Genomic DNA, 21,023 nt, shown 5'->3' on the forward strand with positions numbered 1-21,023 from the left:
CAGGGTTGGGGCTACAGGATCGGAGCGGCTAGACGTCGCGCACGCTGCGCGGCGACTGCATCACGGGGGCCATCACGTCGGCCGTTCCGGCGGACGTTTCCACTGTGCCCGCTTCGGCGTGCAGGAACGTCGCCAGCGCATCGATCAGCCGGTGCCGGCCGGCAGGATTGCGGCGCAGCACGAAACGCCACGACGCCGCGCGCGAGCGGTCCGGGAACACCGGCACGAGACGGCCGCTCGCAAGCTCCGGGTCGATCAGCGGCGCACGGCCGAGCGCGATGCCCGCACCGCCCACCGCCGCGCCGATCACCTGGCTGAAGCTGCTGTAGCGGACGATCTTCGTCTCGAAGTCGTCGGGCAGACCGAACGTCGTGGCCCAGTTGCGCCAGTCGATCTCCGGGCTGTTCTCGTGCATCTCCTGCAACAGGCGACAGCGGCACACCGCGCGCGACGCGAACGGATACAGCTCGGGGCTGCACACCGGAAACACGCTTTCCTGCAACAGCACGTCGTCGTCGGGTTTCAGCCGGCGCAGCGGCACATGCACGATCGCGAGATCGATGCCGTCGCGCGCGAAATCGGGTTCGCCCTCGATCACGACCGCGTTCAGCGGCGTATCGGGATGCAGCGACGAGAACTCGGCGAGCCGCCGCGCGAGCCACATCGACGAGAACGGCGAATTGGCCGACACCGTGAGCCGCGTGGCCGTGCCGCGGATCTCCGCGCACGCATCGCCGAGACGCGACAGCGCGTCGCTGACGGCGGGCAGCAGGCGCGCGCCCGCGGGCGTCACGCGGATGCCGCCCACGCCCGTGCTGCGTTCCAGCAGCCGCGCGCCGAGTGTTTCTTCGAGCGAACGGATCTGATGGCTGACCGCGCTGGTCGACACGTTCAGCTCCGCCGCCGCGCGCGCGAACCCGCCGAGCCGGACGGAGGCTTCGAAAGCGCGCAACGCGTTCAGGGGAGGAAGGGTCGCCATGCGGGGTATTGTAGGTTATTCAACACCCCGTGAAAAAACATCCTTTGCCGCGCAAAGCCGGCGCGCGTAGCCTCTGATTCGCCAGGCACCGTGCGAACGATCAAGGAGAAAGCGGTCATGTATTTCGACAGACGCCTGTGGGCGATGATGGCGGGATTGCGCTGGCGGGTGGGCGTCGCGGTTGCGCTCGGGCTGCTGGCGCTCGGCGTCGGCATTCTGCGCTTCGTGTTTCTCGGCCGCGTGCTGGCGCTGGTGTTTGCCGGCGCGCCCGTGCGCAGCATCGCGACGGCCGCCGCCGCGACCGCCGTGTGCGTGCTGGTGCGCGCGGCGCTCGAACATCGCCGCACGGTGCTCGCGCAACGAACCGCCGGCCGCGTGCAGGCCGCACTGCGCGCGCGGCTGTTCGACCGGATCGCGGCGCTCGGGCCCGCGTGGTTCAGCGGCGAGCGCACGGGCGGCGTGATGCTGGCCGTCGTCGATGGGGTCGAGCAGCTGCAGAGCTTCTTTGGTGCATATCTGCCGCAGGTCGCGATCGCCGCGTGCGCGCCGGTGATGATCTTCGCGGTGCTCGCGTGGTGGGACGTGCCGACCGCGGCCGTGCTGCTGGCCGCGGCGCTTGTGACGCTCGCGCTGCCGCAGTTGATCCATCGGGCCGACCGGCGCGCGGCGCTCGCGCGTTCGGCCGCGTTCAAGGCGTTCGGCGAGGAATTCCTCGACGCCGTGCAGGGCCTGCCGACGCTGAAAGCCTTCGGTCAGAGCGCGGCATTCGGCGCGAAGCTCGCCGACAAGGCTCGCGCATTGTCCGGCAGCACCTTCTGGGTGCTCGCGCTCGGCCTGCTGACGCGCTTCTTCACCGATCTCGGCACCGGCCTCGGCGCGGCTGCGGCGATCGCCGTCGGCGCATGGCGGGTGCGTCACGGCGAGATGAGCCTCGAAGCGCTGCTGATCGTGCTGATGGCGGGCAGCGAGATTTTCCGGCCGCTGCGCGACCTGCGCGCGGTGCTGCATCAAGGGATGATCGGGCAGTCCGCGGCGGCCGCGATTCACGCGTTGCTCGATGCGCGCGGCGAGGCGCCGGCGGGCGCCTCGCCTCAGGTCGCGGACCTGCGCGCCGAGATCGCGTTCGATGGCGTGAGCTTCGCGTACCCCGGCCGGCGCGCCGATGCGCATGCGGACCTGAGCTTCACGATCCGGGCGGGCGAGACAGTGGCTGTCGTCGGTCCGAGCGGCGCGGGCAAGTCGACCATCGTGCGGCTGCTGCTGCGGCAGCACGACGTCACGGCAGGCGCGATCCGCATCGGCGGCCATGACCTTCGCGCGCTGGATGCCGCGCAGGTGCGCGGGATGATCGCGGTGGTCGCGCAGGACGCGACGCTGTTCGACGGCAACGTCGCCGACAACCTGCGGCTCGGCCGGCCCGACGCGAGCGATGCGGAGATGATCGCGGCCGCGCGCGCTGCCAACGCGCACGACTTCATCTGCGCGTTGCCCGACGGCTACGACACGCGCATCGGCGAGCGCGGGCTCACGTTGTCGGGCGGCCAGCGCCAGCGCATCGCGATCGCTCGCGCGCTGCTGCGCGACGCGCCGATCCTGCTGCTCGACGAAGCGCTGTCGTCGGTCGATGCCGAAAACGAGGCGTTGATCCAGCAGGCGCTCGACCGGCTCACGCAAGGCCGCACGACGCTGATCCTCGCGCATCGGCTCTCCAGCGTGATCGGCGCCGACCGCATCCTCGTGCTGGATCATGGCCGCGTGGTCGACGAAGGCACGCATGCCAGGCTGATCGCGCGTGACGGTCCGTACCGGCGGCTGATGGGGCCGCAGCTTGCCGCGGTGGCGGAGTCGGCCGTCGGCGAAGCCGCTACCGGTGCTACCGCGCACGCGTCGTCGGGTGCGGAAATCAAACCGCTGAACGACGATGCCGCGGCCATCGGCTGGCCCGAAACACTGCGCACGCTGCTGCGATTTGTGCGGCCGTGGCGAGGGCAGGTCGCGTGGACCGTGCTGTGCGGCATCGGCCGTGTGCTCGGGATGATCGGCGTGGGCATGATCGGCGCGCTGGCGGTGGGCGCGGTCTCGGCGGGGCGGCCGTTCGCCGCGCTGGTCGCGGTGCTGCTGTGCATGGCGCCACTCGCGGCCGTGCTGCACTGGCTCGAATCGTGGCTCGCGCACGACATGGCGTATCGGCTCCTCGCGGAGATGCGCATTGCGCTGTACGCGACGCTGGAACGTCTCGCGCCGGCGGGGCTGCTGCGCCGGCGCTCCGGCGATCTCGTCGCGCTCGCGACGCAGGACGTGGAGACGGTCGAGTATTTCTACGCGCACACGCTCGCGCCCGCGTTCGTCGCGGTGCTGGTACCGGCCGGTGTGCTGGTGCTGCTCGCAACCGTGGCATGGCCGCTCGCGCTCGTGCTGCTGCCGTTTCTGCTGTGGGCGGGGCTCGCACCTGTGCTGGCACGCCGGGACATCGATCGCCTCGGCAGCGACGCCCGCGACGCGCTCGGCCTGCTCGGCGCGCACCTGACGGAGACGATCCAGGGCCTTGCCGAGCTGATTGCGTTTCAGGCCATCGAGCGTCGCCGCGCGGCGTTCGTCGCTGACGTCGAAACGTACCGGCAACGCCGCGCGAGGTTGCTCGACGACCTGTCGCGGCAGGGCGCCGCGCTCGAGCTGGCGAGCGGCCTGGGCGGCCTTGCAGTCGCGGTGCTTGGCGCGCTGCTGTGCGCGCAGGGCTGGTTCGCGCACGAGACGCTGCCGCTGCTGGTGCTGGTCGCGGTGGCGGCGTTCATGCCGGTCGGCGAAATCGCGCAGGTGGCCCGCCAGCTTGCCGACACGATCGCATCGACGCGCCGGCTGCGCGCGGTGGAGAAGGAGCCGGTGACGGTCGTCGATGGCGAACTCGCGGTGCGGGCGAATCCGGCCGTGCGTTTCGAGCGCGCGAGCTTCACGTATCCCGGCCGCGGCGTGCCCGCGATCGACGAAGCCAGCTTCGACGTGCCGAAGGGCAGCACGGTCGCGCTGGTCGGCGCGTCCGGCGCGGGCAAGTCGACCGTGGCGAGCCTGCTGCTGCGTTTCTGGGATCCGCAGCAAGGCCGCATCACGCTCGGCGGCGTCGATCTGCGACGTTTGCGGCTCGACGATCTGCGGCAGCACATCGCGCTGGTTGCACAGGATACCTATCTGTTCAACGACACGCTCGAAGCGAACATCCGGCTCGCCGCCAGCGATGCATCGGCGACGGACGTGATGCGCGCGCTCGAACGCGCGGCGCTGGGCGACTTCGTTGCGCGACTACCGCAAGGTCTCGCCACCCGCGTCGGCGAGCGCGGCGTGCAGCTGTCGGGCGGGCAGCGCCAGCGGGTTGCGATCGCGCGCGCGTTCCTGAAGGATGCGCCGATCCTCATCCTCGACGAGGCGACTTCGCACCTCGACACGATCAGCGAACAGCAGATCCGCGACGCGCTGGAAGAACTGATGACGCAGCGCACGTCGATCATCATCGCGCACCGGCTTTCGACGATCCGCAACGCGGACGCGATCCTTGTGATCGAGCACGGCCGCGTGATCGAAGCGGGACGGCACGACGAGCTGATTGCCCGGCAAGGCGCGTACGCGCGGCTCGTCGCGCATCAGGCGGGGGCGTTCGCCGCGTAGCGGTTTGGGTATGCGGCGTGCCCGCATATCCAAATGAAAAACCGTTGCTTAGCAGTGCGCGTCATCGCTGTTAGATTGGCCGGCAGAGTCCCCCGCAAGGGGCAACGAAATCACGATCCGCGGGCAGTACGACGCGGGTCCATCGATGCTGCCGCCATGAGCCCACTCGCCACCAGCCTTCTTCTGACCATGCGCGCTGGCCGCGCGTACACCGCTTCGAATCTCGCACGGCTGCACGGCGCGTCGCTCGACGCGTCGAACTCGGCGTTACGCGAACTCGTCGCCGAAGGGAAGCTCCGGCCGTGCTACAACGCGCGCCGCGAGCAGGCGTTCTGTTCGACACGAGAGGAGCCGTCGCCCGCGCCGGACGATGCCGACGGCTCGACGCAGCTACTGACCACCGTCGCCACCTTTCCGGTCACGCGCCGCGTCGAAGGCTCGCTGACGGACTACGGCCGCTTGATCGACGCGCATCGCGCGCTGGCGATGCTCGCGCGTCGCTGAGCGGGCAACGTCCATGTCACGCGCGCAGCCGTGGTCCGCGAGTTCGCCTCCCGCGAAGACGCTGATCGTGTTCGTCATCGCGGTGCTGCTGGTCTGCACCGAGACATGGTGGACGCGCGCGCGTCCAGCGCCGTCGGGTGCGTTGCGAACCCAGCAGAACCTCGCGCGCAACGACGCGAACGCAGCCGCTGGACGTCGCACTGGATTGACGGGCAGATAGGCGCAATGTCCCTCTATTGCAGCGTGCATTCCTTCGTATCCGGCTGCTCATTTGGATAGCAGTTTTAATTGGTTTGAATCGGCGCATGGCGATCTCATAGTGGAGTCGTGATGGCTATAGGCAGCAGCGCGAAGACGCTGCCGCCGCGACTCATGGAGGCATCGAATGACGCTGGACGTTCAGGAAAGGCCGCTGCATGCGGATCTGGAAGCGGCACGCGAAAGCGGCCGGGCGAACGGGTTGCCGTACGCGGGCAGCGTGACGCCGCAAGCGGCGTGGGCGCTGCATTCGGCCCGTGAAGCCGTGCTCGTCGACGTGCGCACCGCGGAAGAACGCAAGTTCGTCGGCCACGTACCGGAGACGCTGCACGTGGCGTGGGCGACGGGTACGAGCTTCACGCGCAACCCGCGTTTCGTGCGCGAACTGGAAGCGAAAGCGGGCAAGGACGCCGCGATCGTGCTGCTGTGCCGCAGCGGCAACCGTTCCGCGCAGGCGGCGGAAGCGGCGGCCAGGGCGGGCTTCGCGAACGTGTTCAACATGCTCGAAGGCTTCGAGGGCGACCTCGACGAAGCCGGCCGGCGCGGCACGCACAACGGCTGGCGCTTTCATGGCCTGCCGTGGATTCAGGACTGACCACGACGCCCCGCCCGCTGGCGGGGCGAACCGATCTTTGCGGCGCGGCCGCGAAATCCGGCTGACAGAAGTGTCGCCCAACCGCTTTGGGGAGTGCGGGCCGTGACCGTCTTCAACATCGACGCCATCGTCGGCGAGCTGCACACCGTGCGGCAGCGCTGGCGCGAAGAACAGAAACGTTCGCTCGAGCCCGGCGGGCGCGAACTGCCGTCGCGCGAAGCGCTCGCCGACGCGATCGACACGCTGAAAGGCGTGCTGTTCCCGATGCGGCTCGGTCCGCTCGATCTGCGCCAGGAAACCGAAGACTTCTACGTCGGGCACGCGCTCGATGCGGCGCTGCATGCGCTCCTCGCGCAGGCGAGGCTCGAACTGCACTACAGGGCGCGCCTTGCGCCGCCCGATGCCGTCAGCATCGATGCGCAGGCGGCCGAAGCGATCCACGCGTTCGCCGGGCGTTTGCCCGCGATCCGCGCGGTGCTGGACAGCGACGTGCTCGCCGCGTTTCACGGCGATCCGGCGGCCGGCAGCGTGGACGAAGTGCTGCTGTGCTACCCCGGCGTACTCGCGATGATCCACTACCGCATCGCGCACGAACTGCACGGGCTCGGCTTGCCGCTGCTCGCCCGCATCCTGTCCGAACATGCGCATGCGGCGACCGGCATCGACATCCATCCCGGCGCGACCATCGGCGCTGGCTTCTTCATCGACCACGGCACGGGCGTCGTGATCGGCGCGACTTCGATGATCGGCGAACGCGTGCGCGTCTACCAGGCGGTCACGCTCGGCGCGAAGCGCTTTCCGCGCGATGCGGCGGGACATCTGGAAAAGGGCCTGCTGCGGCATCCGATCGTCGAGGACGACGTCGTCATCTATGCAGGCGCGACGATCCTCGGGCGCGTTACGCTGGGCCGCGGCGCGGTGATCGGCGGCAATGTGTGGCTGACGGAAAGCGTGCCGCCCGGCGCGCACGTCACGCAGGCGATCTCGCGGCACGATACGCGCTCCGCGACCGCGCCGCTCGCGCAAGCCGCTGATACCGCCGATATTGCCGACGCGCTGCGATGAACACGCTGGTTCGCCACTTCGGCACGACCGTGCGCGGGCTGCGCGAAGCCCAGTCGTGGTCGCAGGAGCAGCTCGCGGAGCACGCGGGACTCAACCGCTCGTACGTCGGCGAGATCGAACGGGGCACCGTGATCGCGTCGATCGTCACGGTCGAGAAGATCGCGCGCGCGTTCAATGTGCCGATCGCGACCTTGCTGCCCGCGGTAGCTTCGCACGCGTCCGACGCTTCGCTTCACCCCTGATCGTATCCATAGCAAGGATCGCGAGCGCGCGATGCCGCTCCGAATGATGGCTATAGCATGTTGAGCGGTGGCCTGGCGGTCCTGATAATTCCATTTCGTCATAAGCATTGCTGTTTTCTTTCTAAGGAACCGGAGTCCCGTCCATGTCCACGATCGTGAGCGGCCAGACCGCACTCGGCGATAACGCAGCGCGCCAGCTAGCCAACGCCACCAAGACCGTTCCGCAGCTTTCCACCATCACGCCGCGCTGGCTCACGCATCTGCTGCAGTGGGTGCCGGTGGAAGCCGGCATCTACCGGCTGAACCGCGTGAAGGACCCGGAAGCGGTGCGGGCCGCCTGCACCGCGCGCGAAGACGAAGCCACGCTGCCGAGCACCTTCGTGCCGTATGAAGAGCAGCCGCGCGAGTACTTCCTGAATGCGGTCAGCACCGTGCTCGACGTGCATACGCGAATCTCCGATCTCTACAGCAGCCCGCACGACCAGATCAAGGAACAGCTGCGCCTGACGATCGAAACGATCAAGGAACTGCAGGAAAGCCAGCTGATCAACAATCCGGATTACGGACTCCTTGCGAATGTCGAGGACGATCAAGTGCTCCTTCCGCTGACGGGTGCGCCGACGCCGGACGATCTCGACGAGCTCCTCACGAAGGTGTGGAAAGAGCCCGCGTTCTTTCTCACGCACCCGCTCGCGATCGCCGCGTTCGGCCGCGAATGCACGCGACGCGGCGTGCCGCCGCCCACCGTCAGCCTGTTCGGTTCGCAGTTCATCACGTGGCGCGGCATTCCGCTGATTCCGTCGGACAAGGTGCCGGTTACCGACGGCAAGACGAAGATCCTGCTGCTGCGCGTCGGCGACAAGCGTCAGGGCGTGGTCGGCCTGTATCAGCCGGGTGTGGCGGGCGAGCAGGGCCCGGGGCTGTCGGTTCGCTTCATGGGCATCAACAATCAGGCAATCGCGTCGTACCTGATCTCGCTGTACTGTTCGCTCGCCGTGCATTCGCCGGACGCGCTCGCGGTGCTCGATGAAGTGGAGATCGGCAAGTACCATGACTATGCAGACACCTACCGCTAATCCCGCCGTGGCAGGCACGTCGCCTGACGTGCCGGGCGCGGTGTTGCCTGCGGGTCTGCCTGCGGGGCTGCCCGATCCGGCCGCACTTGCGCGCCTCGCCAGCGAGTTCTTCAGCGCGCCGCCGGGCCGCGCGGTCGCGCCGGATGTCGCCGCGGGCAGCGGCGCGGTGGGCGGCGTGCCGTCGGCGTTGCCTGCCGCGGCGCCGATTCTGGCGTCGGTCGGCAACCCCGCGCCGGCAGGTTCGCCGCTCGCGGGCCCGGGCGGCTTCGGCACTGGCGTGCCGGGCGCTTCGCTGCCGCAGGGCCGCGTGCCGGGCGGCAATCTCGCGCCGTCTGCGCCGACGCATATCCTGTCGCTCGGCAACCGCGCGCCGGCGCTTGCGCCGCATGCGGCCGCGCAGAACGGGCTGCCGGACAACGTGGTGACGATCGCGCCCGCGCTCGAGCCGCGCGTGGGCGGCGCCGCGCTCGGCGTGCGGACGTCCGGGCACGATGCGCGTGCGCAAGGCCGCGAGGCGGCGGTCCCGCCGTACTATTTTCTGGCGGACACGCGTGGTCAGATGCCCGACACCGCGCCCGCGCTCTCGGTGCCCGGCGGCTTCGCGGGCAACGTGGCGGATCCGCGTTCGTTCGGGCTGCCAACGGAAGGCGATCTGCGCGAGCTGTTGCCGCTCCATCGCTTCACCCCCGACGGTGCCGGAGCTACGCCCGCGCGGCAGCGCTCGCTCTACGTGCTCGACGATGCCCGCGCCGCCGCCCATCCGCGCGAAGCGAAACGCGAGCCGTCGTTCGCGTCCGCGCATCCGCCGTTCGACATCAACGCGGTGCGGCGCGATTTCCCGATCCTCAGTGAGCGGGTGAACGGCAAGCCGCTGATCTGGTTCGACAACGCCGCGACGACGCACAAGCCGCAGGCCGTGATCGACCGGCTCGCGTATTTCTACGCGCACGAGAACTCGAACATCCATCGCGCGGCGCACGCACTGGCCGGGCGCGCGACGGACGCCTACGAACACGCGCGCGAGACGGTGCAGCGCTTCATCGGCGCATCGTCGCCGGACGAGATCGTGTTCGTGCGCGGCACCACGGAAGCGATCAACCTGATCGCGAATTCTTGGGGCGAGCAGAACGTGGGCGAAGGCGACGAGATCGTGGTGTCGCATCTCGAACATCATGCGAACATCGTGCCGTGGCAGCAGCTCGCGTCGCGAAAGGGCGCGAAGCTGCGCGTGATTCCCGTCGACGATTCGGGCCAGGTGCTGCTCGACGAATACCGCAAGCTGCTGAACGACCGCACGAAGATCGTGGCGGTCACGCAGGTGTCGAACGCGCTCGGCACCGTCGTGCCGGTCGCGGACATCGTCGCGATCGCGCATCGCGCCGGCGCGAGGGCGCTCGTCGACGGCGCGCAGTCGGTGTCGCATATGCGGGTGGACGTGCAGTCGCTCGACGCGGATTTCTTCGTGTTCTCCGGACACAAGATATTCGGGCCGACCGGCATCGGCGTGGTCTACGGCAAGCGCGAGGTGCTCGACGACATGCCGCCGTGGCAGGGCGGCGGCAATATGATCGCCGACGTGACCTTCGAGCGCACGGTGTTCCAGCCGCCGCCCAACCGTTTCGAAGCGGGCACGGGCAACATCGCGGATGCGGTGGGTCTCGCCGCCGCGCTGGAGTACGTGATGCGCATCGGCATCGAAAACATCGCGCGCTACGAGCACGATCTGCTCGCGTATGCGACGAGCCTGCTCACGCCGGTTCCGGGCGTGCGGCCGGTCGGCACCGCGCGCGACAAGGCGAGCGTGCTGTCGTTCGTGCTGAAGGGCTACACGACGGAAGAGGTGGGGCAGGCGCTGAACCAGGAAGGCATCGCGGTGCGCGCGGGACATCACTGCGCGCAGCCGATCCTGCGTCGCTTCGGACTCGAAGCGACGGTGCGGCCGTCGCTCGCGTTCTACAACACGTGCGAGGAAGTCGATGTGTTTATCGACGTGATCCGGAGGCTCGCGGCGCGGCGCTAGGTTGAGATCGTGATGCAAGGGGGGCGGCCGTGGCGTCAGTGATGCTGCGGCCGCCCCATTTTTTATGACGCGGCGGGTATCCAGATTTAATACCTTAAAAAATAATATTCTTTCCTTTTTACATAAAAAAGGATGTAATATTATCCTCATGGCTCAGAGAACCTCCGCGCTGCTCCCCGCTTCCGAACTGCGTCTGCGGCAGTTCGGCGAGCGCATTCGCCTTGCGCGCCGGCGTCGTCGTCTGACGGCGAAGCAGGTCGCCGAACGGGCAGGCATGACGCCCGTCACGCTTCGCAGCCTGGAGAATGGCGGCCCTGGCGTGACCATCGGCGCCTATCTTGCGGTGATGCAGGTTCTGGGTGTGGACGCGCAGTTCGATCTGCTGTTGAAGGACGATCCGCTAGGCAGGGATCTGCAGGATGCCGAACTGATGCAACGCGCCCCGGCATCGAAGCAGGGGGCCGGCGCGGCGGCGTCGCGCCGTGTCGTACCGCGGTCGCGCAAGCCTCCCGAAGCCCGGCAGCCGCAGGAATCCGAATCCGCACAATGGGCGGCAGACAGCGACTTTGTCAGTACCGGTGACCTGAGTTCGCTGATCAAGGCTCCAAAGCCAAAGAAAAAGGCGGAACGCCGATGAGCGCGGAGCGCATCGCCGTCTACGCCGACTGGGCGCATCTTCGGCAGCCCGCAAGGCTAGGGTGGCTGCACGCGCGTCGCGTGGCCGCGCGCGAAATCTTCGAGTTCGAATTCGATGGCCTCGTGCTCGCGCGTGCCGACATGGCCGGACTCAAGCTCGATCCACGGCTGGGATGGTTTGCGGGACGACAGTATCCGCCGGCGGGACAGGAGACGTTCGGCGCATTCGCCGACGCAAGCCCGGACCGCTGGGGGCGGGTGCTGATGCGTCGTCGCCTCGAACGGGCACAGCGTGCCGGGCGGGTCGACCCGAAGGCGCGGCTTTACGAATCGGACTATCTGCTCGGCGTTCACGACGCATACCGGGCCGGTGCATTGCGCTTCCGGGTGGATGACGAAGGCCCGTTTCTGGACGATCAGCACGATCTGGCCGATCCACCGTTCGTGCAGTTGCGCGCGCTCGAGGCTGCGAGTCTCGCGCTGGAGCGCGACGAGAACAACACGGCGAGCGAAGCCGACGAATGGTTGCGCATGCTGATCGCTCCTGGCGGCTCCCTCGGTGGAGCGAGGCCCAAGGCCAGCGTGGTGGATCCGGCGGGACACCTGTGGATTGCCAAGTTCCCAAGCGTGCGGGATGACGTCGACATGGGGGCGTGGGAGATGGTTGTCTACACGCTGGCGAAGACGTGCGGGCTCTCGGTGCCGGATGCGCTGGTACGCCGGTTCGGAAGCGCGCACCATACCTTCCTCGTCAAGCGCTTCGATCGTACAGCCGACGGTCTTCGTCGACACTACGCGTCCGCGATGAACCTGACTGGCCACCGCGACGGCGACGATGCGTCGACGGGTGTGAGCTACCTGGAAATCGCCCAGGTGCTGATGACGGACGGCGCAACGACCGATGCGCATCTGAAAGAGTTATGGTCGCGCATCGTGTTCAATCTGCTCGTGTCCAATACCGACGACCATCTCCGCAATCACGGTTTCCTGCTGGAACCGGGCCGCGGATGGGCGCTGTCGCCGGCGTTCGACATGAATCCAGTCCCGCATGCGCACGGGCTCAAGCTCAACATCAGCGAGACGGACAACGACATGGACCTGGAGCTGGCAAGGTCCGTCGCGCCGTACTTCCGGGTGTCCGTCGCACAGGCCGGCGACATCATCTCGAACCAGTGTCAGGTCGTGTCGCAGTGGCCCACGCTCGCGAACGCTCTGGCGATTCCCGCCAGGGAACAACAGCAGATGGAAGGTGCGTTCCGCCTTGCAACGGATTCGTGACTGAACGCCGGTTCGCGATCGGGATCGTTGTACGCCCGATCCATCACCCCTCGAAATACACCAGGCCCATCGCGCGCCTGACCTCGGCCACCGTCGCGCCCGCCACTTCCCGCGCGCGCATCGTGCCTTGCCGCAGCACGTTCAGCACTTCGCCGCGGTCGTTTTCCAGTTCGCGGCGACGCGCGCGGATCGGCTCGATGATCGCCTGCAGCTGTTCGTCCAGCACGCGTTTGACGACGCTGTCGCCGAGGCCGCCGCGGCGGTAGTGCGCCTTGAGTTCGTTCACCTTGTCCACATCCGGCTCGAACGCGTCGAGGAACGCGAACACCACGTTGCCTTCCACCTGGCCCGGGTCGCTCACGCGCAGATGGTTCGGGTCGGTGTACATGTCCTTCACTGCCTTCGTGATCTCGTCCGGCGTCGCGCCGAGCGCGATCGCGTTGCCGAGCGACTTGCTCATCTTCGCGCGGCCGTCGATGCCGGGCAGACGCGTGACCTGCGACAGCACGGCCTCGCATTCCACCAGCACCGTCGCTTCGACCGTGTTGTTGAAGCGGCGCACGAGCTCGTTGGTCTGTTCGATCATCGGCAGCTGGTCGTCGCCGACCGGAACGTGCGTTGCCTTGAACGCGGTGATGTCGGCGGTCTGGCTCACCGGATAGGTCAGAAAGCCGGCCGGAATGTCGCGCTCGAAACCGCGCAGCCGGATCTCTTCCTTGATGGTGGGATTGCGTTCGAGGCGCGCCACCGTGACGAGGTTCAGCAGGTATTGCGACAGCTCGGCGAGCTCGGGCACCTGCGACTGGATGAAGATGGTGGACTTCGAAGGGTCGATGCCCACGGCGAGATAGTCGATCGCGACTTCGATCACGTTCGACGTGACGCGCTGGTGGCGCCCCACGTTGTCGGTCAGCGCCTGGGTGTCGGCAAGCAGCAGGAACTGCCGCGCTTCATGTTGCAGCTGGACCCGGGTGCGCAGCGAGCCGATGTAGTGGCCGAGATGCAGCGGACCTGTCGTGCGGTCGCCGGTGAGGATGGTGCGGGGTTTCGCTTGTGTATTCATCGCGCCAGTATAGCGGGCCGCGCGCGGCAGACTCGCCGGACCGGGCCGCGGAACTCACTCGGTTCCGCCCGCCGCGATCAGGCCGAGCTGCTGGATGTCGTCGTCGGAGAACACCTTCTCGATGTCGAGCACGATGATCATGCGTTCGTCGCGCGTCGCGACGCCCACGATGTGCGCGGTGAGTTCCGACGAACCGAACTGCGGCGCGGGCATGATGTCGTCCGCTGCGATCTCGATCACATCCGACACCGCGTCGACCACGAGCCCGATCGTGCGATCGAGAATGCTGAGCACGATCACGATGGTCTGTTCGTTGTAGGTCGGGTTCGCGTGGCCGAAGCGGATGCGCAGGTCGAGGATCGGCACGATCGTGCCGCGCAGGTTCACGATGCCCTTGATGTGCGCCGGTGCGTTGGCGATGTGCGTGACGTTGCCGTAGCCCCGGATTTCCTGCACGCAGAGAATGTCGATCGCGTAATGTTCCGCGCCGAGCGCGAACGCCAGGTACTCGTGCGAACGGCCGCGGGCCGCTCTGCGCGCGGTGTTCCGGGACTGCTGGGTGTTGGTCATGGTCGTCGTTGTTGTAGGGGTTCGCGAGCGCGACCCGTCTCCACGCGTCGCGGCTTGCGCGATTGTAGCGGGTTGCCTGGGGCGCGCGTATTTCAGCCGTATTTCCGCGTATTGAACGCGGTTTCGACCCTTCAGGCCGAACCGCGGTCGCCGGGCGCGACGGGAATGCGCGCCCGCACGACGGTGCCGCGCCGCGGCGTGCTGGTGATTACGGCTTCGCCGCCGGCTGCCAGCGCGCGTTCGCGCATGCCGACGAGACCGAACGCATTCGGCTTGCGGACGTTCTGCACGTCGAAGCCGGTGCCGTTGTCCTTGATTTCGATGACGAGCGCATCCGGCTCGCGGCGAAACGTGACGTTGATGCGGGTGGCCTTCGAGTGCGTCGCGGCGTTCGTCAGCGACTCCTGCGCGATGCGGAAGATCGCGACGGCCTGCTCGGCGGTCATCTCGGCTTCAATCTGGTCGACCTTCAGCTGGCAGCGGATGCCGGTGTGCCGCGTGAAGCGCGACGTCAGCCATTCGAGCGCCGGAATCAGGCCCATGTCGAGGATGGTCGGCCGCAGCGACGCGGACACGTCGCGGGTGCTCTGGATCAGCGTGTCGACGAGCGTGAGCATGGTGTCCGCCACTTCGTGCATGCGCACTTCGTTCTTGCCCGACAGCATGTGCAGCATGTTGACGTTCATCCGCAGCCCGACCAGCTGCTGGCCGAGTTCGTCGTGCAGCTCGCGGGCAATGCGGTGGCGTTCTTCCTCGAGATCGGATTCGCGCCGGTTCGCGAGCGCGCGCAATGCCTGCTCCATCTGCCGGTGCGCGGAGATGTCCTGGCCGATCACGAGCGCGCTCACCACGTGTCCCGCCGGGCAGAATTCCGGAACGATGCGGACCGCGATCCAGTTCGCGCCGCCATCGGTTTCGGGGCTGAGTTCGAACTCGGCGGACGCGCCCGAGGCCAGCACCTCGCGCACGTTGGCCGCGAGGCGCGTGCTGTCCGCGGCCGAAAGCGCCGGGCGCACGAGCGGCGCGGTGCCGGCGGAATCGGCGGCGGTGTTTGCCGCGAGCTGCTCGTACGCCGCGCTCAGATAGGTGGGCCGGCAGGCCAGGTCGTAGCGGATGATTGAAACGGGCAGGTTCTCCGCGAGCGTGCGCCATTGGCGCTCGCTTGCGTCGGGATCGATCGCGGCGGGATGCGCGACCAGCAGCACCGGCACGCCGGCGAGCTTCGCGTCGGCCTCGAAGTCGCGACGCACGCCGTCGCAGTCGAGCCCAATGTCGGTGGCGTCGATCATCACGAGGTCGGGCCGCGCGGCGTGCGCGTGCTGTAGCGCCGACGCACGGTCCGGCGCGTGCCGGATGCCGAGGCCCAGTTGCTGCAGAAGTTCGACCGTCGAGACAGATTGCCCCGCGCCGGCGCCGACGAAGAGTATCTTCCGGCTCCGCGAGCGGGCGGAGGAGGTTGCCGCCATGTGCTGATAGGTGTCGTCGTTGCGTCGCGCGTGCCCGGAACGGGCGTTGCGCATCAAACGTCAGACTAAGGCAAGCGCGGCACGACCGGCGCAGTCGCCTTGTCAGGATCGACTGAAAATCGCGTAGGGCATTTCAGATATTGCTCTGGAGGCCTGATCGGATCGCAAGGACCGCGGCAGGATCCGGTCAGCGGCCGACCGACTTGACTTGAGTGCGGGCGATCGGGGTAATCTGAGTCCGCAGTCGGTCCGCAATCCGTTTGTGACCACAGCAAGACAGAGCGGGCACGCCGTGTGCTCCTTCGCTGTGTTCACGTTCTCGGTGCAAAAAACAGGAGCGCCATGCACGCATCCAGCAGGCATCATCCCGGCGGCGGGTCCGGCGCCGCTGGCCGGCGCGCCGCCGATGCGTCGTCGCGCCGTCAACCCGCAAGCCTCGCGCCGCAGCGCGGCAGGCGGTTCAGCATGCTCGTCGGTTCGCTCATGACGATGGCGGCGATCGGCATGATCGTCGCGAGCGCGTACGACCGTCTCGCCACGCATAATCTGAACATCGGGCAGTCGATGCGGGCGGTGGTGCCTGCAATCCTTTCACACAGCGCCGATACGGCCGCGTTGTCCGTACCGGCATCCGCTGCCGCCGTGGCGTCGTCCGCACCCGCCGCGTCGGGCGCGCAGGCGCAGTCCCAGATACAGGCACAGGCGAGCGCGGACGACCGGCGCAATACCGCGGTCATCAACAGCCTCGCGCGGCATCGTCCGCCCGCGTCCGCCGTGCCGCTGCGCGGCCGCCATCTGGCGCGCGAATCGGGTAGCGCGCCTTCGGTGTACGGTCATCACTGAGGGCGATGCAGCGACGCGGCAAGCCTCGAAGGAGGTGCCATGCTGGCGATGGTATTCGATGGTGCGAGTCCTGAACTCGACTGCCGTGCGTGCCCGGATCCGCGACCCGGACCGGGTCAACTGCTGGTGGACGTGCACGCGTGCGGTGTGTGCCGCACGGATCTGCATGTGGTCGACGGCGAGCTCGCCGACCCGAAGCGTCCGGTGATACCGGGCCACGAGATCGTCGGCCTGGTGGCGGCGCTGGGCGACGGCGTCGACGGATTTCAGGTGGGCGATCGCGTTGGCGTGCCGTGGCTCGGCGCGACCTGCGGACACTGCCGCTATTGCCGCGGCGGCCGCGAAAACCTCTGCGATGCGCCGGGCTTCACCGGCTATACGCTCGATGGCGGCTATGCGGAGCGAACCGTCGCGCGCGCCGCTTACTGCCTGCATCTGCCTGACCGCTACGACGATCTGCATGCGGCGCCGCTGTTGTGCGCGGGGTTGATCGGTTTCCGGACGCTGCGGATGGCGAGCGATGCGCGCAACGTCGGCCTCTACGGTTTCGGCGCGGCGGCGCATATCGTCGCGCAGATTGCGGCGCACGAAGGGCGGCGCGTGTTCGCGTTCACCCGCCGCGGCGATGAACAGGCGCAGCAGCTCGCGCGCTCGCTGGGCGCGGTATGGGCGGGCGGCAGCGACGAAACCGCGCCGGAACCGCTCGACGCCGCGCTGATCTTCGCGCCCGTCGGCGCGCTCGTGCCCACTGCGCTGGAAGCGGTCGTGAAGGGCGGCACGGTGGTGTGCGGCGGCATCCATATGAGCGACATCCCGTCGTTTCCGTATCGGCAGCTATGGGGCGAACGGCGCATCGTGTCGGTCGCGAATCTCACGCGCGACGATGGCGCGGCGTTCATGAGCGCCGCGAGCGACGTGCCGTTGCGCATCGAAGCGACCGCCTACGCGCTGAAAGACGCGAATCGCGCGCTCGACGATCTGCGCCACGGCAAGGTCTCCGGCGCGGCGGTGCTGACGATGCGTTGAGCCGCGCATGGGTTGCGCGCTGCTTCGCAGCCAGCAACATGGCAGCATGCGTGCGTGTGGACCAGCACGAATCGTTGCGAGCCCATCGGTGTCTGGCCGCGACCAGCGATCACTTCCAGACCACTTGCAGCAAGCCCACACGGGCCGCAAAGCGAAGCGGCACACAAGCGGCACACAATGGCACGGACGGTGCTTTGAAGGGCGCACGCCTTTTTCTGCGTGTTCCTTCATTCCACAGGCACTGTCCCGCACATGAACCAGCTCACCCGACCCGAACCGTTCTCCACGTCCGCATCCGTCGACTACGAATCACTCGCCGAACGCTTGCGGCCGATCTTCGCGCGTATCGCGGCGGGCGCCGTCGAGCGCGAGCGCACGCGCACGCTGCCCTATGAACCGATCGCGTGGCTCAAGTCCGCGGGCTTTGGCGCGGTACGCGTGCCGCGCGAATACGGCGGCGGTGGCGCGTCGCTGCCGCAACTGGTGCGTCTGCTGATCGAACTGGCGGAAGCCGATTCGGCGTTGCCGCAGGCGCTGCGCGGCCACTTCGCGTTCGTCGAGGACCGTCTCAACGCCGCGCCGGGTGCGGCGCGCGATGTATGGCTGCAGCGCTTCGTCGCGGGCGACCTCGTCGGCAATGCGTGGACCGAAGTGGGCGACGTGAAGATCGGCGACGTGATCACACGCGTGTCGCGCGACGCCGACCGCTGGGTCGTCAACGGCCGCAAGTTCTACAGCACGGGCAGTATCTTCGCGGACTGGATCGACGTGTATGCGCGCCGTGACGACGGGCTCGACGTGATCGCGGCGGTCAGCACGCATCAGCCGGGCGTCGTGCAGAGCGACGACTGGGACGGCTTCGGCCAGCGCACCACCGGCAGCGGCACGTCGATCTTCGAGAACGCCGTGGTCGAGGACGAAAACGTGATCGACTTTTCGACTCGCTTCAAATACCAGACCGCGTTCTATCAGCTCGTGCTGATCGCGGTGATCGCGGGCAGCGGGCGCGCGGTGGTGCGCGATATCGCGGACGAAGTGCGCCGGCGCAACCGCATCTACAGCCACGGCAATGCCGGCGCCGCGCGCGACGATGCACAGGTGCAGCAGGTAGTCGGCGAAATCTCGGCGCGGGTGTATGCGGCGGAGGCCACCGCGTGGCGCGCGGCCGAAGCGGCGCAGCGCGCGTACGACACGCACTTTGCTGCAGACCCGCAGGCGGAGCACGACGCGAACGTGCACGCTGAACTGGAGTCGGCGAAGGCGCAGGTGGTGGTCGCGCAACTGGTGCTGGCCGCGTCGACCGATCTGTTCAACGCGCTCGGCGCGTCGGGCACCAGCGACAGCAAGCTGCTCGATCGCCACTGGCGCAACGTGCGGACGGCGGCGTCGCACAATCCGCTGATCTACAAGCAGCGCATCATCGGCGACTGGGAGATCAACCGCGCCGAGCCGCCGTACGTGTGGCAGATCGGCGCGGTGCGTTCCGCCGGCGCGGCGGGCTGACCGCGATGGCGCGCGAGGCTTCGTTACTTCTGCGCGTCGATCGCCCGCGCGCGGATCAGCCGCGCGCGCAGCACGTTGCGGCTGATGCCGAGCAGGCGCGCGGCCTGCACCTGGTTGCGATGGCAGTAGTCGAACGCGGCGAGCATCACCGTCTCTTCGATGCGTTCGAAGAGACGCTCGTCGCCGTCGTCGAACAGCGCGTGCAGTGCCTGCTCGAATGCGTGCTGCGATGTCGGGGCGGTGCCGGATTCGTCCCGCACGTCCCGCAGGTTGCGCACGCGCTGCGTGTCGAACGACGACAGGTACAGGTCCGCTTCCCGCACCACGTCGCCGCGGCACACGAGCAGCGCATGATGAATCGCGTTTTCGAGTTCGCGGATGTTGCCGGGCCAGGCATGCTCGCGCAGCTTGCGTTGCGCCGCGTCGTCGATGCCGGTCGCGCCGCGCGCGAGTCTGCGCCCGTAGGTTTCGACGAAGTGACGCGCAAGCGGCAGGATATCGCCCGGCCGTTCGCGCAGCGGCCGCACGGCAAGATGCACGACGTTCAGGCGATAGTACAGATCCTCGCGGAAGTGGCCCGCGCTCACTGCATCGTGCAGATGCACGTTGGTCGCGGCGACCACGCGCACGTCGATCGGGATGCCCGCGCGCGCGCCGAGCCGCACGATCTCGCGTTCCTGCAGCACGCGCAGCAGCTTCACCTGCATCGACAGCGGCAGATCGCCGATCTCGTCGAGAAAGAGCGTGCCGCCGTTCGCGGCCTCGAACCAGCCGGGCCTCGCGTTGACTGCGCCCGTGAACGCGCCTCGCTCATGGCCGAACAGCTCGCTCTCCGCGAGCGATTCCGGCAACGCGCCGCAGTTCACCGCAACGAACGGTGCGTCGCGCCGACGGCTCAACTGATGCACGTGACGCGCGACCAGTTCCTTGCCGGTGCCCGTTTCGCCGACGATCAGCACGTTCGCGTCGCTCGGCGCAACCAGCCGGATGCGTTCGAGCAGTTCGAGCGAGTGCGGATCGGCGAACACCTGCGCGGTCGCGCGAATCGACGCGACCCGCGAGCGTGCGTCGGGCAGCGTGATCAGCGGGGGCGCCTCGGCGGGCAAGGTGCCTGAACGGCGGGGCGGTGCGTAGTCGACGGTCAGGGTCATGAGTGGACACGGGGTACGGAGTGAATGCGTCGTTCGGGCGACGGCGCACGTTGCAGCCGGCTGAAAAAGCGCGGCTGCAACGGCACATTCTGAACAACTCGAGCGGCGTCGAAGCGATTTTGTTCAGATAAACAAAGTCGGCTGGCTGCTATGGCGCCGGTGTCGGCGTGCGGACGGTGGCTTGATTGCCTGACTTGCGATGCGAGCGCAGCGATGTGCGCGCTATAGCGGAGTTGCGGACGTTGCGCGCTGCGTCCGAACTGCTCGTCACGCAGCAGCGTCGCAGCGGAACTGCTGACCCGCGTTCATCGATCCAGCGCATATGGATGTGCCGATGCGTGATATGCGTCGCGCACCTGACCGGATTGCCTTGTCGCCTGTGGAACGCGGTGCGGGCCACGTCGCTGCATCGATCGTGTGTCCGTCTGGCATGGTATTCGCATAGTTCTGCAATGCGAAGTATCGACTGGACGAAACGGAGGAACACGATCGATGGGCAGGAGACTGAAAGTGGTCGCGGTGTCAGGAAGCTTGCAGCGGCCCTCGCGCACGTTGGCGTTGGTGGAGCAACTGCTCGACGGCATCACGCGCGTACTGCCGGCCGACACACATCTGATCGAGCTCGCGGCAATCGCGCCGCGGCTCGCGCTGGCGGAACCGCGCGGCCATGTGCCCGACGACGTGCGCGCGCATCTCGATGCGATCGAATCGGCGGACCTGCTGGTGGCGGCGAGCCCGGTGTATCGCGCGTCGTATACGGGCCTCTTCAAGCACCTGTTCGATCTCGTCCATCACGAGGCGCTGATCGACGTGCCGGTGCTGCTCGCCGCGACCGGCGGCAGCGACCGTCATGCGCTTGTGATCGACCTTCAGCTGCGTCCGCTCTTCAGTTTTTTTCAGGCGTTGACGCGGCCCGTCGGCGTCTATGCGTCCGAGCGCGAGTTCGATGGTCATGCGCCGGCCAGCGATGCGCTGCGCGAACGGATCGCGCTTGCGATCGAGCGCGCGGTGCCGTGGGTTCGACCGCGCGAAGCGTCGTCCGCTTCGGCTCTTCAGCACAAGGTCGCGCAGGCTTCCGCCGCGTGACGTGT

The 21,023-nt window shown here is 67.9% G+C and carries 19 protein-coding genes; 14 read left to right on the forward strand and 5 right to left on the reverse strand.

Translation table 11 applies throughout. From position 1 onward, the window contains the following. Positions 1-28 precede the first annotated feature (28 nt). Positions 29-979, reverse strand: coding sequence for a LysR family transcriptional regulator (locus tag DVS29_RS33445; RefSeq protein ID WP_118185023.1), 951 nt, complete (start codon positions 977-979; stop codon positions 29-31). A gap of 117 nt (positions 980-1,096) precedes the next feature. Between DVS29_RS33445 and DVS29_RS33450 the strand changes: the two genes are divergently transcribed. The 10 genes from DVS29_RS33450 to DVS29_RS33495 all read left to right on the forward strand — a co-directional run bounded on the left by DVS29_RS33450 (position 1,097) and on the right by DVS29_RS33495 (position 12,310). After that, entirely contained in the window at positions 1,097-4,636 is a 3,540-nt protein-coding gene (locus DVS29_RS33450; protein ID WP_118185025.1) for an ABC transporter ATP-binding protein/permease, read from the forward strand. 156 nt (positions 4,637-4,792) lie between these two features. Beyond that, complete coding sequence (locus DVS29_RS33455) at positions 4,793-5,140, forward strand: hypothetical protein (RefSeq protein ID WP_118185027.1); 348 nt, start codon at positions 4,793-4,795, stop codon at positions 5,138-5,140. A gap of 13 nt (positions 5,141-5,153) precedes the next feature. Beyond that, on the forward strand, positions 5,154-5,360 hold the full coding sequence (locus DVS29_RS33460; RefSeq protein WP_118185029.1) for a hypothetical protein: 207 nt from the start codon (positions 5,154-5,156) through the stop codon (positions 5,358-5,360). Positions 5,361-5,525: 165 nt separating this feature from the next. Then, positions 5,526-5,993, forward strand: coding sequence for a rhodanese-like domain-containing protein (locus tag DVS29_RS33465; RefSeq protein ID WP_118185031.1), 468 nt, complete (start codon positions 5,526-5,528; stop codon positions 5,991-5,993). Positions 5,994-6,095: 102 nt separating this feature from the next. Next, positions 6,096-7,058: a serine O-acetyltransferase gene (locus DVS29_RS33470; protein WP_118185072.1), complete on the forward strand. Its 963-nt coding sequence runs from the start codon at positions 6,096-6,098 to the stop codon at positions 7,056-7,058. After that, positions 7,055-7,300 (forward strand): helix-turn-helix domain-containing protein, encoded by a 246-nt coding sequence (locus DVS29_RS33475; protein WP_118185033.1) that lies wholly within the window; start codon positions 7,055-7,057, stop codon positions 7,298-7,300. The genes DVS29_RS33470 and DVS29_RS33475 overlap by 4 nt, the downstream gene beginning before the upstream one ends. Positions 7,301-7,443: 143 nt before the next feature. Next, positions 7,444-8,376: a family 2A encapsulin nanocompartment shell protein gene (locus DVS29_RS33480; RefSeq protein WP_118185035.1), complete on the forward strand. Its 933-nt coding sequence runs from the start codon at positions 7,444-7,446 to the stop codon at positions 8,374-8,376. After that, positions 8,351-10,396: a family 2A encapsulin nanocompartment cargo protein cysteine desulfurase gene (locus DVS29_RS33485; RefSeq protein ID WP_118185036.1), complete on the forward strand. Its 2,046-nt coding sequence runs from the start codon at positions 8,351-8,353 to the stop codon at positions 10,394-10,396. Before DVS29_RS33480 ends, DVS29_RS33485 begins: the two co-directional genes overlap by 26 nt. A 148-nt stretch (positions 10,397-10,544) precedes the next feature. Beyond that, positions 10,545-11,033: a helix-turn-helix domain-containing protein gene (locus DVS29_RS33490; RefSeq protein ID WP_118185037.1), complete on the forward strand. Its 489-nt coding sequence runs from the start codon at positions 10,545-10,547 to the stop codon at positions 11,031-11,033. Beyond that, positions 11,030-12,310, forward strand: coding sequence for a type II toxin-antitoxin system HipA family toxin (locus DVS29_RS33495; RefSeq protein WP_118185039.1), 1,281 nt, complete (start codon positions 11,030-11,032; stop codon positions 12,308-12,310). Before DVS29_RS33490 ends, DVS29_RS33495 begins: the two co-directional genes overlap by 4 nt. A gap of 43 nt (positions 12,311-12,353) precedes the next feature. Here the strand turns inward: DVS29_RS33495 and trpS are convergent, their stop codons facing one another. The 3 genes from trpS to DVS29_RS33510 all read right to left on the reverse strand — a co-directional run bounded on the left by trpS (position 12,354) and on the right by DVS29_RS33510 (position 15,463). Continuing rightward, positions 12,354-13,373: a tryptophan--tRNA ligase gene (trpS, locus tag DVS29_RS33500; RefSeq protein ID WP_118185041.1), complete on the reverse strand. Its 1,020-nt coding sequence runs from the start codon at positions 13,371-13,373 to the stop codon at positions 12,354-12,356. Positions 13,374-13,427: 54 nt separating this feature from the next. Beyond that, on the reverse strand, positions 13,428-13,943 hold the full coding sequence (locus tag DVS29_RS33505; protein WP_118185043.1) for a chemotaxis protein CheW: 516 nt from the start codon (positions 13,941-13,943) through the stop codon (positions 13,428-13,430). A 131-nt stretch (positions 13,944-14,074) separates the two neighbouring features. After that, complete coding sequence (locus DVS29_RS33510; protein WP_118185045.1) at positions 14,075-15,463, reverse strand: PAS domain-containing sensor histidine kinase; 1,389 nt, start codon at positions 15,461-15,463, stop codon at positions 14,075-14,077. A gap of 288 nt (positions 15,464-15,751) precedes the next feature. Between DVS29_RS33510 and DVS29_RS33515 the strand changes: the two genes are divergently transcribed. The 3 genes from DVS29_RS33515 to DVS29_RS33525 all read left to right on the forward strand — a co-directional run bounded on the left by DVS29_RS33515 (position 15,752) and on the right by DVS29_RS33525 (position 18,781). Continuing rightward, positions 15,752-16,252: a hypothetical protein gene (locus DVS29_RS33515; RefSeq protein ID WP_118185047.1), complete on the forward strand. Its 501-nt coding sequence runs from the start codon at positions 15,752-15,754 to the stop codon at positions 16,250-16,252. Between the two features lie 39 nt (positions 16,253-16,291). Next, on the forward strand, positions 16,292-17,278 hold the full coding sequence (locus DVS29_RS33520) for a zinc-dependent alcohol dehydrogenase family protein (protein ID WP_118185049.1): 987 nt from the start codon (positions 16,292-16,294) through the stop codon (positions 17,276-17,278). Between the two features lie 252 nt (positions 17,279-17,530). Next, entirely contained in the window at positions 17,531-18,781 is a 1,251-nt protein-coding gene (locus tag DVS29_RS33525; RefSeq protein ID WP_118185051.1) for an acyl-CoA dehydrogenase family protein, read from the forward strand. Positions 18,782-18,804: 23 nt separating this feature from the next. Here DVS29_RS33525 and DVS29_RS33530 read toward each other — a convergent pair whose 3' ends face one another. Continuing rightward, positions 18,805-19,932 carry a sigma-54 interaction domain-containing protein gene (locus tag DVS29_RS33530; protein WP_118185054.1) on the reverse strand — a complete coding sequence of 376 codons (1,128 nt, stop codon included), beginning with the start codon at positions 19,930-19,932 and terminating at the stop codon, positions 18,805-18,807. Between the two features lie 492 nt (positions 19,933-20,424). Between DVS29_RS33530 and msuE the strand changes: the two genes are divergently transcribed. After that, positions 20,425-21,018 carry an FMN reductase gene (msuE, locus tag DVS29_RS33535; RefSeq protein ID WP_118185056.1) on the forward strand — a complete coding sequence of 198 codons (594 nt, stop codon included), beginning with the start codon at positions 20,425-20,427 and terminating at the stop codon, positions 21,016-21,018. The last annotated feature ends 5 nt before the right edge of the window (positions 21,019-21,023 follow it).

Source organism: Paraburkholderia phosphatilytica, assembly GCF_003443895.1.
Lineage (GTDB): Bacteria > Pseudomonadota > Gammaproteobacteria > Burkholderiales > Burkholderiaceae > Paraburkholderia > Paraburkholderia phosphatilytica.

Bases quoted from the DNA above. Each gene is read 5' to 3' on its own strand.
- DVS29_RS33455 (WP_118185027.1), top strand. From the start codon at position 4,793: ATGAGCCCACTCGCCACCAGCCTTCTTCTGACCATGCGCGCTGGCCGC.
- trpS (WP_118185041.1), bottom strand. From the start codon at position 13,373: ATGAATACACAAGCGAAACCCCGCACCATCCTCACCGGCGACCGCACG.
- DVS29_RS33495 (WP_118185039.1), top strand. From the start codon at position 11,030: ATGAGCGCGGAGCGCATCGCCGTCTACGCCGACTGGGCGCATCTTCGG.
- DVS29_RS33525 (WP_118185051.1), top strand. From the start codon at position 17,531: ATGAACCAGCTCACCCGACCCGAACCGTTCTCCACGTCCGCATCCGTC.
- DVS29_RS33505 (WP_118185043.1), bottom strand. From the start codon at position 13,943: ATGACCAACACCCAGCAGTCCCGGAACACCGCGCGCAGAGCGGCCCGC.
- DVS29_RS33465 (WP_118185031.1), top strand. From the start codon at position 5,526: ATGACGCTGGACGTTCAGGAAAGGCCGCTGCATGCGGATCTGGAAGCG.
- DVS29_RS33480 (WP_118185035.1), top strand. From the start codon at position 7,444: ATGTCCACGATCGTGAGCGGCCAGACCGCACTCGGCGATAACGCAGCG.
- DVS29_RS33530 (WP_118185054.1), bottom strand. From the start codon at position 19,932: ATGACCCTGACCGTCGACTACGCACCGCCCCGCCGTTCAGGCACCTTG.
- DVS29_RS33485 (WP_118185036.1), top strand. From the start codon at position 8,351: ATGACTATGCAGACACCTACCGCTAATCCCGCCGTGGCAGGCACGTCG.
- DVS29_RS33445 (WP_118185023.1), bottom strand. From the start codon at position 979: ATGGCGACCCTTCCTCCCCTGAACGCGTTGCGCGCTTTCGAAGCCTCC.
- DVS29_RS33475 (WP_118185033.1), top strand. From the start codon at position 7,055: ATGAACACGCTGGTTCGCCACTTCGGCACGACCGTGCGCGGGCTGCGC.
- DVS29_RS33450 (WP_118185025.1), top strand. From the start codon at position 1,097: ATGTATTTCGACAGACGCCTGTGGGCGATGATGGCGGGATTGCGCTGG.
- DVS29_RS33460 (WP_118185029.1), top strand. From the start codon at position 5,154: ATGTCACGCGCGCAGCCGTGGTCCGCGAGTTCGCCTCCCGCGAAGACG.
- DVS29_RS33510 (WP_118185045.1), bottom strand. From the start codon at position 15,463: ATGCGCAACGCCCGTTCCGGGCACGCGCGACGCAACGACGACACCTAT.
- DVS29_RS33515 (WP_118185047.1), top strand. From the start codon at position 15,752: ATGCACGCATCCAGCAGGCATCATCCCGGCGGCGGGTCCGGCGCCGCT.
- DVS29_RS33520 (WP_118185049.1), top strand. From the start codon at position 16,292: ATGCTGGCGATGGTATTCGATGGTGCGAGTCCTGAACTCGACTGCCGT.
- msuE (WP_118185056.1), top strand. From the start codon at position 20,425: ATGGGCAGGAGACTGAAAGTGGTCGCGGTGTCAGGAAGCTTGCAGCGG.
- DVS29_RS33490 (WP_118185037.1), top strand. From the start codon at position 10,545: ATGGCTCAGAGAACCTCCGCGCTGCTCCCCGCTTCCGAACTGCGTCTG.